Source organism: Streptomyces sp. ME02-8801-2C, from assembly GCF_033793965.1.
GTDB lineage: Bacteria > Actinomycetota > Actinomycetes > Streptomycetales > Streptomycetaceae > Streptomyces.
In genome coordinates, this window is the sequence record NZ_JARAXP010000001.1 from 718,776 (window position 1) to 732,713 (window position 13,938).

General features: G+C 70.3%; 12 protein-coding genes. 6 read left to right on the top strand and 6 right to left on the bottom strand.

Annotation, left to right across the window (positions count from 1 at the left end; all coding sequences use genetic code 11):
• Positions 1–16 precede the first annotated feature (16 nt).
• Complete coding sequence (locus tag PV396_RS03105; protein WP_319200010.1) at positions 17–214, top strand: hypothetical protein; 198 nt, start codon at positions 17–19, stop codon at positions 212–214.
• A 354-nt stretch (positions 215–568) separates the two neighbouring features.
• Here the strand turns inward: PV396_RS03105 and PV396_RS03110 are convergent, their stop codons facing one another.
• Both PV396_RS03110 and PV396_RS03115 read right to left on the bottom strand, forming a co-directional pair.
• Complete coding sequence (locus PV396_RS03110; protein ID WP_319200011.1) at positions 569–1,681, bottom strand: alkene reductase; 1,113 nt, start codon at positions 1,679–1,681, stop codon at positions 569–571.
• Between the two features lie 344 nt (positions 1,682–2,025).
• Positions 2,026–3,375, bottom strand: coding sequence for an aldehyde dehydrogenase family protein (locus PV396_RS03115; RefSeq protein ID WP_319200012.1), 1,350 nt, complete (start codon positions 3,373–3,375; stop codon positions 2,026–2,028).
• A gap of 173 nt (positions 3,376–3,548) precedes the next feature.
• On the opposite strand from PV396_RS03115, the gene PV396_RS03120 reads away from it, so the two are divergent.
• Positions 3,549–4,472: a helix-turn-helix transcriptional regulator gene (locus tag PV396_RS03120; RefSeq protein ID WP_319200013.1), complete on the top strand. Its 924-nt coding sequence runs from the start codon at positions 3,549–3,551 to the stop codon at positions 4,470–4,472.
• A gap of 82 nt (positions 4,473–4,554) precedes the next feature.
• On the opposite strand, the gene PV396_RS03125 is transcribed toward PV396_RS03120, so the two are convergent.
• The 3 genes from PV396_RS03125 to PV396_RS03135 form a co-directional block, all read right to left on the bottom strand.
• Positions 4,555–4,695, bottom strand: a complete 141-nt coding sequence (locus PV396_RS03125; protein WP_319200014.1) for a hypothetical protein — start codon at positions 4,693–4,695, stop codon at positions 4,555–4,557.
• A gap of 207 nt (positions 4,696–4,902) precedes the next feature.
• On the bottom strand, positions 4,903–5,757 hold the full coding sequence (locus PV396_RS03130; RefSeq protein ID WP_319200643.1) for an alpha-galactosidase: 855 nt from the start codon (positions 5,755–5,757) through the stop codon (positions 4,903–4,905).
• A complete protein-coding gene (locus PV396_RS03135) occupies positions 5,654–6,469 on the bottom strand; it encodes an alpha-galactosidase (RefSeq protein WP_319200015.1) in 816 nt (271 codons plus the stop codon). The genes PV396_RS03130 and PV396_RS03135 overlap by 104 nt, the downstream gene beginning before the upstream one ends.
• Here PV396_RS03135 and PV396_RS03140 point away from each other — a divergent pair.
• From PV396_RS03140 to PV396_RS03150, 3 genes are all read left to right on the top strand, one after another.
• Positions 6,357–6,884 carry an LLM class flavin-dependent oxidoreductase gene (locus PV396_RS03140; RefSeq protein WP_319200016.1) on the top strand — a complete coding sequence of 176 codons (528 nt, stop codon included), beginning with the start codon at positions 6,357–6,359 and terminating at the stop codon, positions 6,882–6,884. The two genes, PV396_RS03135 and PV396_RS03140, sit on opposite strands and share 113 nt — an antisense overlap.
• Positions 6,885–7,207: 323 nt before the next feature.
• Entirely contained in the window at positions 7,208–8,158 is a 951-nt protein-coding gene (locus PV396_RS03145; protein ID WP_319200017.1) for a hypothetical protein, read from the top strand.
• Between the two features lie 488 nt (positions 8,159–8,646).
• A complete protein-coding gene (locus PV396_RS03150) occupies positions 8,647–9,240 on the top strand; it encodes a TetR/AcrR family transcriptional regulator (protein ID WP_319200018.1) in 594 nt (197 codons plus the stop codon).
• A 34-nt stretch (positions 9,241–9,274) separates the two neighbouring features.
• On the opposite strand, the gene PV396_RS03155 is transcribed toward PV396_RS03150, so the two are convergent.
• On the bottom strand, positions 9,275–10,735 hold the full coding sequence (locus PV396_RS03155; protein WP_319200019.1) for an MFS transporter: 1,461 nt from the start codon (positions 10,733–10,735) through the stop codon (positions 9,275–9,277).
• Between the two features lie 321 nt (positions 10,736–11,056).
• Between PV396_RS03155 and PV396_RS03160 the strand changes: the two genes are divergently transcribed.
• Complete coding sequence (locus tag PV396_RS03160; RefSeq protein WP_319200020.1) at positions 11,057–13,888, top strand: family 78 glycoside hydrolase catalytic domain; 2,832 nt, start codon at positions 11,057–11,059, stop codon at positions 13,886–13,888.
• The last annotated feature ends 50 nt before the right edge of the window (positions 13,889–13,938 follow it).

Here is a 13,938-nt window from a genome sequence, read left to right on the forward strand (position 1 = left end):
GGACGTTGACCTCAAAGTGACCGCCACCGTCGAGGGCTTCCAGCACGTCCTGGTCGTCAGGACACCCAGGGCGGCGGCCGACAAGGCCCCGAAGCAACTCGACTTCGGCATGCACAGCACCGGTCTGACGGCCCGCCGGACCCCGTCCGGGGCGCTGGCCGCCGTCGACGAGGCCGGCCGGACCGTGTTCCGCGCGCCCACGGCGCAGATGTGAGACCCGGCCGGCCAGGCCGCGGAGAGGGCTGTCGGCCGGGTTGGGGCCCGCGTGTTCGCGCCTCTCCATGTCCCGTCGCCGTGCGTCGGTGAGAGTCCGGGTCGCGGTGCCGCCCTGCTGAGCGGAGACCGCGGTCGAATCACCGGTGTACGAGGTGGTGGTCCACTTCTCCACGCCGTAGACGAGGAGTTCGCTGGAGGTGGGGCGCTCGGCCCCGTTCTCTGCTTGTTGTGCGAGTTAGGGACAGCTGTAAACCCTGTCCATGACTTCCGTTCGATCACGAGCGTCCCCAGCGGAGTCCCGTCCCCGCGCCGGCGGTCCTCGAGTCCGTGATCGCCGGCGTGACCGTGGGCGTCAAGCCGTTTCGAGGAAGGGGTAGTCGGTGTAGCCCTCGGCGCCCGGCCCGTAGAACAGTTCCGGTCGCGGCTCGTTCTCCGGGTGGCCGCCCTGCCAGCGCTCGACCAGGTCGGGGTTGGCGATGAGGGCCCGGCCCACGACCACGGCGTCGGCGTGCTCGGCCTCGATGTGCTGGAGCGCCTGCTCGCGGGTGGTCTGCCCTCCGAAGGGGCCGTTGTTGACGATCAGCTTGCCGTCGAAGCGCCGCCGCAGCTCCTGTACGAGGTCGCCGCCCGGCTCGGCGTGCAGTACGGAGAGGTAGGCCAGGCCCAGCGGGCGCAGTTGGTCGAGCAGGGTGCCGTAGGTGGCCAGGACGTCGTCCCGGTCGGTCTCGAAGACGTCCCCGAGGTCGACCTCGGGCGAGATCCGCAGCCCGACCCGCTCGGCACCGATGGCCTGGGCGACCGCCGTGACGACCTCGACGACGAAGCGGGCGCGGTTCTGCGGCGAGCCGCCGTATCCATCGGTGCGCTGGTTGGCCGCGGGGGAGAGGAACTCCTGGAGCAGGTAGCCGTTGGCACCGTGGATTTCCACGCCGTCCGCTCCCGCCTCGACGGCCCGGCGGGCCGCGGCGACGAAGTCCTCCAGGGCCGCCCGGATCTCCGCGGTGGTCATCGCCTCCGGTACGGGGTAGGGCTGCTCGCCCTTCTCGGTGAACGTCTTGTTGTCGATGGCGATCGCGCTGGGGGCGAGGACGCGGCGGCCGCCGTTGATGTCGGGGTGGGTGCCGCGGCCGGCGTGCATGATCTGCAGGACGATGCGGCCGCCCTCGGCGTGCACCGCCTCGAACACCCGCTGCCAGCCGGCCGCCTGCTCGTCGGTGGCGATGCCCGGCTCACCGACATACCCCTGCGACGCGTGGTCGGGATAGGTGCCCTCGGTGATGATCATTCCGACGCTCGCCCGCTGCCGGTAGTACTCGACCATGAGGTCCCCGGGGATGCCGGAGGAACCGGCCCGGACCCGGGTTATCGGTGCCATGACGACGCGGTTGGCGAGCTCGATCTTCCCGAGGGAGATGGGGGAGAAAAGTGATGAAGAGGGAGAAACTTCTGAAATATCGACAGCCATGGGTTTCCTTCTTTCTGCAATACGGAGGAATACGGGATGAAAGTCTGCGACGCAGAGGGTGGTGGTGTTGGCGGCGAACGCGGTGAGAGCCGCATGCCGCCGGCGCCGGCGCCGGCGCCGACGCCGGTCAAGCGCAACTGCCCGCAGGAGTAGGGCATTCGTTCCCTGCGCACGATCAGCAGTCAGCCAGGTGACGAAGTCATGGGTGCCGCCGCCGGAGTCGGTACGGATCGGTGTCTGCAGGCCGTGCCGCGACCGACTACCTCGACGCGCCACCGCGAAGCGGACCGATGGCACTTCTGCCGGCCGATCGCCCATCGGACAGCCTGTTTCACGAAACGAGGCTAGTTGAGCGGGACGTCCGCGACACCCTTGAGGTGGCTGAACGTCTCCAGGGAATACCGGCCGTGGTACCGGCCCATGCCGCTCTCGCCCACGCCCCCGAAAGGCAGGCCGGTCATGAGCAGTTGCATCACCGGCTGGCCCCAGGCGACGCCGCCGGAGGACGTCTCGTTCACCAGGCGCGACTTGGTGGCCTCGGACTCGGTGAAGGCGTAGAGCGCGAGGGGCTTGTCGCGTTCGTTGATGAAGGCGATGGCGGCATCGAGGTCTTCGACTTCGACGACGGCGAGGATCGGACCGAAGATCTCCTCCTGCATGACCGGCGATGCGGGGTCGACATCGGTGAGCACGGTCGGTGCGATGAACAGGTCGTCACGGTCGTGCCGGCCTCCCACCGCCGCCTGGCCGGAGTCCAGCAGAGCGGTGAGCCGGTCGAAGTGCCGCTCGTTGATGATCCGTCCGAAGTCGGCCGCGGTCTGCGGGCTGGTGCCGAACTGGGCGTCGACCGCCGTGCGGAGGGCGGGAACCAGTGCGGCGGCGGTGGCAGGATCGGCCAGGACGTAGTCGGGGGCTATGCACTGCTGCCCCGCGTTGCCGAACTTGGCGCCGACCAGCCGCTTCGCGGTCTCGTCCACGTCGGCGTCGGGCGCCACGAAGACCGGCGACTTGCCCCCGAGTTCGAGCGTGACCGGGGTGAGGTTCTTGGCTGCTGCCGCCATGACGATCCGGCCGACCGCGCCATTGCCGGTGTAGAAGATGTGGTCGAAACGCTGTTCCAGGAGGGCCGTCGTCTCCTCGGCTCCCCCCTCGACGACGGTGAGCACGTCGGCGTCGAAGTACTCACGTAGCAGGCGTGAAGCCACCGCCGATGTGTGCACCGAGATCTCGCTCGGCTTGGCCACCACGGTGTTCCCGGCGGCCAGTGCGCCGATGATGGGGTCGATGAGAAGGTGCAGCGGGAAGTTCCACGGCGCGATCACCAGGACGACCCCGAGCGGGTCGTACTTGGTGTAGGCCGTGGTCGCGGGACCGCCGAAGTGGGCGGGAACCTCCACCGGGCGAGGCTGCAGCCAGCTCTCGAGATTCGCCAGCGTCTCGTCGATGTCGGCGACGGTGAAGTCGATCTCCTGCGTCTTCGCCTCGGCGGCGTTCTTCCTCAGATCCGCCCAGAGGGCTTCGATCAGCTCCTGCTCGTTCTCGACCAGCAGTGCCCTCAGCCGCCGCAGCTGGTTGACACGCCAGTCCAGTGGGCGGGTGACGCCGGTGTTGAACGTCGCACGAAGGCGGCCGACCACCTCCGCGGCCGTGTCACTCTGGCGCGTCCTCGACTCGGTCCCCTGTGTCGCGGTCATGGGTGTACTCCGTTCCTGATGCCAGTCACGCCCCGGCTGCCTTCCAGCCGGGCACGGGCTTCAGCGTGCTGGACGATCCGGTATTCACCCAGGTCACGGCTTTGTGTACCTCCGCTGTGCCTACCACTGGCTTGGGCAGGCTGGTGTGCGTCCGACCGTGGATACTCGGAGGCATGGACGAATACCCCGAACCGGTGCACCAGCCCGCCGACGGCGCTCTGGACCCGCGTGCCGAGCTCAGTGAGTTCCTGCGCACCCGGCGGGCCCGGCTGAAGCCGGAGGACGTGGGCCTGCCGGACTTCGGGCGGCACCGGCGGGTGCCGGGGCTGCGCCGCGAGGAGCTGGCGCAGCTGGCCGGGGTGTCGGTGGGGTACTACACGCGCCTGGAGCAGGGCAACGGGCAGCACGTGTCGGTGGAGGTCCTCGACGCCATCGCCCGCGCGCTCAGGCTGAGCGACGCCGAGCACGCCCACCTCGCACACCTGGCGAAGCCGAAACAGCAGAAGAAGAAGCCGGCCGGCCGCACCCAGCAGGTGCGGGGCCCCCTGCGGACGCTGCTGGACACCATGGAAGGCGGCCCGGCGATCCTCGTGGGGCGGCGGGGGGACATCCTCGCCTGGAACCGGATGGCCGCAGCCGTCTTCGGCGACTGGGCCGAGCTGCCCGCGCACGAGCGGAACTGGGCGCGGCTGGTGTTCCTGAGGCCCGAGTACCACGACCTGTTCGTGGATTGGGAGCGCAAAGCGAACGACGTCGTCGCTCAGTTGCGCCTGGATGCCGGCTCCCATCCCAACGACCCCCGGCTGTCCGCGCTGGTGGGCGAACTCTCCGTGAAGAGCGAGGAGTTCAGACGGCTTTGGGCCGCCCACGACGTCAAGGACAAGTGCCACGGCATCCAGCGCCTGCACCACCCGCTCGTCGGCGAACTCGACCTCCGTCTCGAGTCGTTCCACCTGGCCGACGACCATGAACAGACCCTGGCGACGTACCACGCCGAACCCGGTTCCCCGTCCGCGGAGGCACTACGACTGCTGGCCAGCTGGGGCACCGACGCGACAAGGGCGGGGGCCGGGATGCCGCCGGCGCACACGGCTTGATGAACAGTTGATCATCGGTGGTTGGCTGCGCGCCACGCCCAGTGTCCCTTCGCACGCCAGTCGCCTCCGGGGGGTGTCGGATTCAGGACGGCGCGGGCGGGCTGGGAGGAGGCAGCGGAAGCGTGCGGAGCAGCGCCGGGAGGTTCGCGAGGCCGTCCACCACGGGCTCCCGTGTGACCGCGGCGGCTGCCCCCACGAACTCGCCCTCTGATCGTCTGTCCATGCCGCACATGATCGCGTAGCCACCAGAACCCGCAGCAGCGGAGCCCTGCAGCCCGTCAGCGACATGTTCGTGACCTGCTTGTACAGGTCAGAGTCACTGTGCACATCACGGTCACCCGTCGATGACCAACCAGTCCGTCGCTGTCATCGAGGCGCCTCCTACGGGGCAGGGACTGCAGTCCTACGGCTTCGAGCAGTTGGCGGAGGTTCAGCGGCTCGTGAGGTGGAGCAGGATGAGCTGTTCGGGGTGGAGGTTGGGGATCTGGATTCCGACGCGTTCCAGGACGCTGCCGGGCAGGGTGATGCCGTCCTTGGTGCACCAGGCGGGGGTTCCGCGTTCCATGCCGGGGGCCTGGTCGGCCGGGGGCAGCGGGCGCAGGCGGTAGGTGGTGGTGGGGTCGAGGCCGGGCAGCCGCAGCGTGCCGGGGTGGGCGGTGACCGGGGTGGCCACGGAGGCGAGGGCGAAGACGGCTTCGGTCCGGTCGTGGGAGATGACGCCGTGGGCCCACAGGGCCGGGTCGGGGTGGTCGACGCGCACGATACGGCCGGTGTGCAGCAGGCCGCGGAGCTGCTTGTGGAGGGCGACCCAGCGGGCGAGTTCGGCGCGTTCGCTCTCGCTCGCGCGGGTGAGGTCCCACTCGATGCCGAGGTGGCCGAAGAGCGCGGTGCCGGCGCGGAAGGCGAGGTCGTGGGTGCGGCCGGTGGTGTGGGAGCGGGCGGCGCCGATGTGGGAGCCCACGAGTTCGGGTGGCAGGAGCAGTTGGGTCCAGCGGTTGATGGACTGGCGTTCCAGGGCGTCGTTGCAGTCGCTGGCCCAGACGCGGTCGGTGCGTTCGAGGATGGCGAGGTCGACGCGGCCGCCGCCGCTGGCGCAGGATTCGATCTCCAGGCCCGGGTGGCGTGTGCGCAGTTCGTCCAGCAGGGCGTATACGGCGAGGGTCTGACGATGGACGGCGGGTTCACCGTCCGGTGAGTGGCCGGCGTCGACGAGTTCGCGGTTGTGGTCCCACTTGAGGTAGGCGATGTCGTACTCGGTGAGCAGGGCGTCGAGCCGCTGCAGGATGTAGGTGTACGCCTCGGGGGTGGGTGAGGTCCAGGACCTGCTGGGAGCGGCGGTCGGCGGGGGTGCGGGCGCCGGTGGCCAGGATCCATTCGGGGTGGGCGCGGGCCAGGTCGGAGTCGGGGTTGACCATCTCGGGTTCGACCCACAGGCCGAACTCCATGCCGAGCGCGCGGACATGGTCGATCAGCGGGCGCAGGCCGCTGGGCCAGACGGTCTCGTCGACGTACCAGTCGCCGAGGCCCGCCCGGTCGTCGCGGCGGTGCCGGAACCAGCCGTCGTCCAGGACGAAGCGCTCCACGCCGACCTGCGCGCCGAGGTCGGCCAGGTGAGTGAGCGTGTCGAGGTCGTGGTCGAAGTAGACGGCTTCCCAGGTGTTGAGCACCACCGGTCGGGGCCGGTGTGGGTGCCCGGGGCGGGCGCGGAGGCGGTCGTGGAAGCGGGCGGACAGTCCGTCCAGGCCCTGGTCGCTGTGGGAGCCGTAGAGCCACGGGCCGGTGTACTCCTCGCCGGGGCCGAGGACCACCTCGCCCGGAAGGAGCAGTTCACCGGCGGCGAGGGCCGGGCGGCCGGCGGGCAGCCGCTCGGCCAGGATCCGGTGGTTGCCGCTCCACGCGAGGTGCAGGCCCCACACCTCGCCGCTGCCGAAGCCGAAGCCCGCGGTTCCGGCCGTCATCCCCGAGAAGGCCGGAGAGGTCTGGGGAGGCGCACTCACCGAGGGACTGGCACGTCGGCCTGCGGAACGCGGGAATCTCCAGATCGTCGCGGGCAGCCTCCTCGCCGTGGGGGAGGACGCGGCAGCCGCCCGCGACCTGCTCCGCCCGATGATCGCCCTCTACCTCGGCGGCATGGGCGCCAAGGGCAAGAACTTCTACAACGACCTGGCCCGCGCGTACGGTTACGAGGAAGCCGCCGAGAAGATCCAGGACCTCTACCTGTCCGGGCGGAAGAGGGAGGCGGAGGCGACTGTTCCCGACGAGCTGACGGAACTTGTGTCGTTGCGCGGCCCCGAGGGTTACGTACGCGAGCGCATCGAGGCGATCCGCGCCGCTGGTGTCACCCAGTTGAACGTCCGGGTGGTCGACCCTGATCCCGCCCGTCTCGTGGAGAAGGTCAAGGGCTGGCTCTGACCGGCTGAGCTGCCGTTCCGCGTGGTCGGCACTGCGGGGGCCTTCTGTGTAGCGGTCGTGGGAAGTCGACGCAGGTCAGGGGGGATCTCCTCCCCTGTGAGGCGCGTCGGGGCCGACGTCCCGACGACGGCAGCGCGCCCCTGTTCTTCATTCCGGAACTCACGTGTCCCCGCTCCACCCCGGTGGACCGGGGCGGAGGGTGAACGGGTGGTGACGGTATGCTCACATGCCGGCCCGGAATCCCCGTCGTGCTCTCGTCGGGGGTTTCGAGGATGGGACAAGGAGCCGGGCCAGTCGAGCGCGGGGCAGGGGGAGGCGGCGGAATGCGGCAGGCAGGTGTGCTCGATGTCGGGTGCCACAGCGCTCTGCTGACGGTGGTGCGGCGGCGTCCGGGATCGGTACTGGAGCCGGTGTTCTCCCGCAAGGTCCGGCTGAGACTGCACGAGACCCTCGACCGCAAGGGGCGTCTGGACAAGGTCGGCATGAAGAGTGTCGAGCGGGCTGTGGCCGAGGCCGTCACCGCCGGTCCGCGTCTGGCCGGACCGGAAGTGTTCGCGTTCGCGACCTCCGTCATCCGGGACGCGCCCAACCGTGACGAGATCATCGCGCGAGTGGCACGCGCCACCGGCACCCGCCTGCGCGTGCTGACCGGCGAGGAGGAGGCGCGGTTGGCCTACGTGGCCGCCCGCCAGTGGGCCGGGCCGACGGTTGGGCAGTTGCTGGTCCTGGACATCGGCGGCGGCACCGTGGAGATCGCCTCCGGTACCGGTGACCAGCCCCGCGTCGTCCACTCGCTGCCGCTGGGCGCCCGGAGGATCACCCGGGACCGGCTTCCCGGCGGCACCGTGCCGTCCCGACGCCGTCTCGCCGAAGTCCGGCAGTACCTCCGCGAGTCTCTGGAAGCCGTCCCCGGCCTGCCGCAGGCCGAGCGGGGAGGGCGGGTGCTGGCCTCCTCCAAGACCTTCGAACAGCTCGCCCGGCTCGCCACCGCCCAGAGCAGGACACCGCGTACACAGCGGCTGACACTGCCCCAACTGCGCACGGCGGTCTCTCTGCTGGCCGATGCGACGCCGTCCCGCCGTGCCAAGCTGCCGGGCATCTCCCGGCACCGCGCCGAGCAGTCCCTCGCTGGAGCCTTGATCGCACAGGCCCTCATGGAAGCCTGCGGGGCCAAGAGCGTCGAGATCTGCCCCTGGTCCACCCGGGAAGGGCTCTTGCTCGAACACCTCGGCGTGGCTCCCACCCCGGTCGCCGGCCCCCGCCTCGTCGCCTGAGCGCGGAGAAGCTGGGGCTGGAGCGGCCGTACACGGGCAGCGATCCTGTACCGCGTCGGACCGGGGCCGTGCACGGCGTGGGCGACTTCGTCAGATGTCCCGGAAGAGACCAGGGAACGCGGTGACCTGCCGCGATGAGTGACTTGTGGTCGATGACCTGTGCGAATGACCTTTCGGCTGTTTCACGCTCGTGCCGCTTGCTGGGGCCGAAAGTCCCAGAAAAGTCCCAGGGGACTGAGATGAAGGCAAACCTGAACCAGAAGACTGGGGGCGCCGCTCCGGCCGTCCGGTCCGTGTGGGCCAGAACCCCACACGGACCAGGACCAGATTCCTCGCTGTCGGCGACGACGCTTGCCGACTGTGAGAACACTCCACCGGTGGCGACGGGAAACGTGGACAGGTGCGCGCTCTCGGAGTTGAGAGCGGACAGTAAACGGCTAACGTCATTCGGTTTTCACAGAGGGTCCCAGGCGCGGTACGGTCCGACGGTGACCACCGCACGCAGGCCGAGAGGGCCGTACCGCAAGGGGCTTGAGCGCCGGGCGCAGATCATGCGCGCCGCGCTGGAGGTGTTCGCCGAGCATGGGGACCGGGGGTCGTCGCTGCGGGAGATCGCCGACCGGGTCGGCATGTCGCAGGCCGGGGTGCTGCACTACTTCGACTCCCGCGAGGAGCTGCTGACGGCGGTCCTCGCCGAGCGTGACACCGCGGACGCGGCGGAGCATGCGAGCCCGGAGATCAGCCCCGGTGAAGCGATGGCCCGAACTGCGGAGCACAACACCCGTTCGCCGGGTCTGGTCAGCCTGTTCGTGAACCTGTCGGCCGATGCGACCGACCCGGAGCATCCCGCGCACGGCTTCTTCGCCGAGCGTTACACCCGCCTGCGCGAGACCATCAAGGACGGGTTGCGCCAGGGCCAGGCCGAGGGGAGCGTGCGTACCGACATCCCGGCAGAGCAGCTGGCGCAGCTTCTCATCTCCGTCTCCGACGGCCTGCAGCAGCAGTGGCTGCTGGACCAGGGCATCGACATGGTGGCCGCGATCGACGCCTTCAACCGCCTGTGCCGGCCGCCGGGTGCGTGATGTCCGGAGCCGGACATCACGCACCCGTTCCCGCTCAGGCCGCCTCCACGTCCGCGGCGGGCTTGAGGCGCGGGATCAGCAGCCCCGCAAGCGTGCCGAGGAACACCACACCTGCGGCGAAGTAGAAGGCGTTCTTGTAGCCCCGGTCCAGGTAGAACTGGGTTCCCTCGAGCACCTTGCCGTCGCGGGCCAGGATGACGTACGTGAGCGTGGTGACCAGCGTGGTGACGACGCCGATCGACATCCATTGAATGCCGCTGGCGATGGCCTGCTCCTCCGCCGATACCGCCCGCATGATCAGGATCGGGATCACCGCGACGATCATGCCGAAGCCGATCGCGAAGAGGTTGCCCCACCAGATGAGCTCGGCGTTGGTGTAGTGGTAGGCCGCCTGAGCCAGGTAGCCCACGGTGGAGATCAGGCCGCCGAGGACCAGCGGGAGGCGCGCGTCGACCTTCCGCAGCAGCACCCCTGTGCCGAAGCCGACCGCGAGGATCAGGAGGCTCGCCGGCAGGCCGATCACCGCCGCGTGAGTGGCACTCATGCCGAGGCCGTCCGAGATGGTCGGGATCTTCGGGTAGAGCACCAGCAGCGAGGCGATGATGCCGGTGCCGAAGAGTGCGCCGCCGGTGAGAGCGGTGGCCAGTATGACGGTCCACACCTTGCGACGGCCCAGCATGGTCAGGTGGACAAGGGGCTGGGCGATGTGCTTCTGGGAGACCACGAACAGGGCGATGGCTGCGAGGCCGCCGATGACGCAGCCGAGCGTGCCGGCGGAGGTCCAGCCCCAGTCCGTCCCCTGGCCGATGCCGTAGGTGAGCGCGGTCAGTCCGCCGCCGAGCAGCAGGCCGCCGATCCAGTCCATCCGGGCGGAGGGGTCGCGGTAGTGGGTCTTCGGCACGGCGAACAGGATCAGCAGCAGGCCGATGGCGGTGGCCGCGACGATGGACCACAGGACCCCGCGGAAGCCGTAGTCGTCCAGGACCCAGCCGGTCAGGAACGGGCCGCCGATGGCGACGAAGGCGACACCACTGCCGACGATGCTGCTGGCCGTGGCGGCCTGCTTCGGCGGGAGGACCTCGCGGACGGTGGCGTAGGTGAGGGCGCCGATCGGCCCGTAGAAGCCGGCGATGCTGCGGCCGATCAGCATCATGGAGTAGTTGCCCGCGGAGGCGGCGATGATGTCGCCGACCAGGCCGATCAGGGTGATGGCGATCATCACCTGGCGCTTGCCGTAGAGATCGGCGGCCTTGATCACGAACGGTGTCAGCAGGGTGGAGACCAGCGCCGTGGACAGGATGAACCAGGCGATGTGAGTGGTCTGGAAGTGGATGGCCACGGCCGCCTGTGCGTTGCCCGTCAGCATGCCGACGAGGGTGAGCAGTTGGGTGGGCCACAGCAGTGCGAGCGCGATGAGCGCGAAGCGCGCACCGCGGACGGGGTGGGTGGCTTCGGCTTCGGCCGCAGGCGCGGCGGGGCTGAGTGAGGATGTCACGGCGGTGTGCCCTCTCGATGGATGGGCTCCGGTCGACGGAGCAACAGTAGGGCGTTGAACCCATTCAGTCGGCCGACGCCCCACCCCTGAATTCCGGAGGGGGCGGGAATCTGGGACGGTCATGGCGCGTTGCGCTGGGTTAACGGAGCAGAAACCTAGCTCTGTTTGGGATTCGGCGCTAGGGTTGCCGCCAAGGAATCTCACCGGTGTGCCGAGAGCCACCACCGGGAATTGAATCGTTCCATTCCTCAGTCGTCCTCGTGATCGCCGCAACAGGCGTACGACGCCCGCGCACAGCCCCGACAGCAAGGAACAGACGCCGTGCCTGAAGCCCTATTCCCCGCCCCTGCAGTCGCGCGCCTGCGGTTCGAGCACCACCGCGAGCCGCTCGGCATCGGCGAATCCCGCCCCCGTCTGTCGTGGACCACCCGGACCGAGCTGCCCGGATGGCGGCAGGCGGCCTACGAGATCGAGCGACTGGCCGCGGAGGGCGACGTGGTCGCGACGGCCGAGGCCGAGAGCGATGAGTCGGTCCTGGTCGCCTGGCCTTTCGACGCCCTCGGTTCGCGAGAGCGCGTGGGCGTGCGGGTACGTGTCCGAGGCACGGACGGAGCCTGGTCGGGCTGGAGCGAACCGGCCTTCGCCGAGACCGGGCTGCTGCACCCGGACGACTGGCAGGCCCGCTTCGTGAGTGCCGACTGGGACGAGGACGCGCAGCAGGACCAGCCGGCCACCCACCTGTGCCGCGGCTTCACCATCCGCCCCGGCGTCGCAGCCGCCCGGCTCTACGCGACCGCGCACGGCGTCTACGAGGCGGAGCTGAACGGCTCGCCGGTCGGCGACCACGTCCTCGCCCCAGGCTGGACCACGTACGGCAAGCGCCTGCGCTACCAGACCTATGACGTGACAGCCCTCCTGCAGGACGGCGAGAACAACCTGACCGCTCTTCTCGCGGACGGCTGGTACCGCGGCCGCCTCGGCTTCACCGGCGACAAGCGCGCCGTCTACGGCGACCGGCTGGCCTGGCTGGCCCAGCTGGAGATCCGCTACACCGACGGCAGCACCGACACCGTGACCACCGACGCGGACGGCCGCTGGCAGGCCGCCCAGGGCCCGATCCGCCGCAGCAGCCTCTACGACGGCGAGACCCACGACGCCCGCGTGGAGCCCACCGACTGGCGGGGCGTGCGCGTCGAGGAGCGTGACCCGGCGACGCTCGTCGCCCCCGTGGGTCCGCCCGTCCGCCGGATCGAGGAGCTGGCACCGACCGCCGTCACGACCTCGCCTTCGGGCAGGACGATCGTAGACTTCGGCCAGAACCTCGTCGGCCGTCTGCGGCTGACGATGACCGGTGAGGCCGGGCAGGAGATCGTGCTGCGCCACGCCGAGGTGCTGGAGGACGGCGAGCTCGCCACCGCACCGCTGCGCAGCGCGCAGGCCACCGACCGCTACATCCTGCGCGGCGGCGGTCCGGAGACCTTCGAGCCGCGGTTCACCTTCCACGGCTTCCGCTACGCCGAGGTGACCGGCTGGCCGGGCGAGCTGAATCCCGATGACCTGCGTGCCGTGGTGATCCACTCCGATCTGGAGCGCACCGGCACCTTCGAAAGCTCCGACGAACTGCTCAACCGGCTGCACCAGAACGTGGTCTGGGGCATGCGCGGCAACTTCCTCGACGTCCCGACGGACTGCCCGCAGCGCGACGAGCGCCTGGGCTGGACCGGCGACATCCAGGTCTTCGCCCCCACCGCCGCCTACCTGTACGACAGCGCCGGCTTCCTCACCTCCTGGCTCGCCGACCTCGCCGCCGACCAGGGTGAGAACGGCGGGGTTCCGTTCGTGGTGCCCAAATGCGTCGACGGCGCCGACACCCCGACCGCCGCGTGGGGCGACGCCGCCACGGTCGTGCCCTGGGTGCTCCACCACGCCTACGGCGACCTCGGCGTGCTCGCGGCCCAGTTCGAGAGCATGCGCGGCTGGGTCGACCACGTCGCCTCGCTGGCCGGGGAGTCACGCCTGTGGGACAGCGGCTTCCAGTTCGGCGACTGGCTGGATCCGAACGCCCCGGCAGGACGCCCGGATCAGGCGCGTACCCCCGGCGAGATCGTCGCCACCGCCTACTTCGCCCGCTCCGCCGAGATCGTCGCCCAGGCGGGGCGATTGCTCGGCCGCGAGGCGGACGCCGTCCGCTATGGCGCTCTCGCCGCCGAGGTCCGTCAGGCGTTCGCCTCCGAGTACGTCACCGGCGCGGGCCGGATGATGTCGGACGCCCCGACCGCCTATGCGCTGGCGCTCCAGTTCGCGCTGCTGCCCGACCAGGCGCAGCGCGCGCACGCCGGCAAGCGGCTGGCCGGCCTGGTCCGCGCCGGCGGCTACAAGATCAGCACCGGCTTCGTCGGCACGCCGCTGATCTGCGACGCCCTCGCCGAGACCGGTCACCTGGACGCGGCCTACCGACTGCTGCTGCAGACCGAGCAGCCGTCCTGGCTCCACCCCGTCACTCAGGGTGCGACCACCATCTGGGAGCGGTGGGACAGCCTGCTGCCCGACGGCACGGTCAACCCCAGCGGCATGACCTCGTTCAACCACTACGCGCTCGGCGCCGTCGCCGACTGGCTGCACCGCACCGTCGCCGGCCTGGCCCCCGCCGAGCCCGGCTACCGGAAACTGCGCCTGGCCCCGCGCCCCGGCGGCGGGCTGACCCGCGCGCGGGCGGCGCTGCTCACCCCCTACGGCCGCGCGGAGATCGCCTGGCGTCTGGATGGCGAGGAGCTTCACGTCACCGCGCTCGTCCCGCCCAACGCGACCGCGGTGGTCGACCTGCCCGGCCCAGCAGGCTCACCGTTCGACGTCACCGCCGGTCATCACACCTGGACCGTCCACCTGCCGGCAACGGCACCACCCAGCGGCCCGGTCACCCTGGACACCACGCTCGGCGAGCTGATGGACCGGCCGGGGGCCATGAAGATCTTCACGGACACCCTGGTCCGCTACTTCCCCGAGGCCGCGGCGTACATCGACCAGTCCGACACCGAGTCCGGCGAGACGACGATCCGCGACGCGGCCGCCATGGTGCCTGGCGGCCCCGAATTCCTCCTCGACCTCGAGGAGCAGTACGCCGCCTTCAACGCCGCCGCGCCGAGCGCGAACTGACTCCCGCCGGGCAACCCGTGCCGGGCGCCCGACGAGGCCGACCTCGTCGA

What these genes read in the sequence shown, in the direction of transcription:
- PV396_RS03145 (WP_319200017.1), top strand. Translation starts at nt 7,208, where the DNA reads ATGCGGCAGGCAGGTGTGCTCGATGTCGGGTGCCACAGCGCTCTGCTG.
- PV396_RS03110 (WP_319200011.1), bottom strand. Translation starts at nt 1,681, where the DNA reads ATGGCTGTCGATATTTCAGAAGTTTCTCCCTCTTCATCACTTTTCTCC.
- PV396_RS03120 (WP_319200013.1), top strand. Translation starts at nt 3,549, where the DNA reads ATGGACGAATACCCCGAACCGGTGCACCAGCCCGCCGACGGCGCTCTG.
- PV396_RS03125 (WP_319200014.1), bottom strand. Translation starts at nt 4,695, where the DNA reads ATGGACAGACGATCAGAGGGCGAGTTCGTGGGGGCAGCCGCCGCGGTC.
- PV396_RS03115 (WP_319200012.1), bottom strand. Translation starts at nt 3,375, where the DNA reads ATGACCGCGACACAGGGGACCGAGTCGAGGACGCGCCAGAGTGACACG.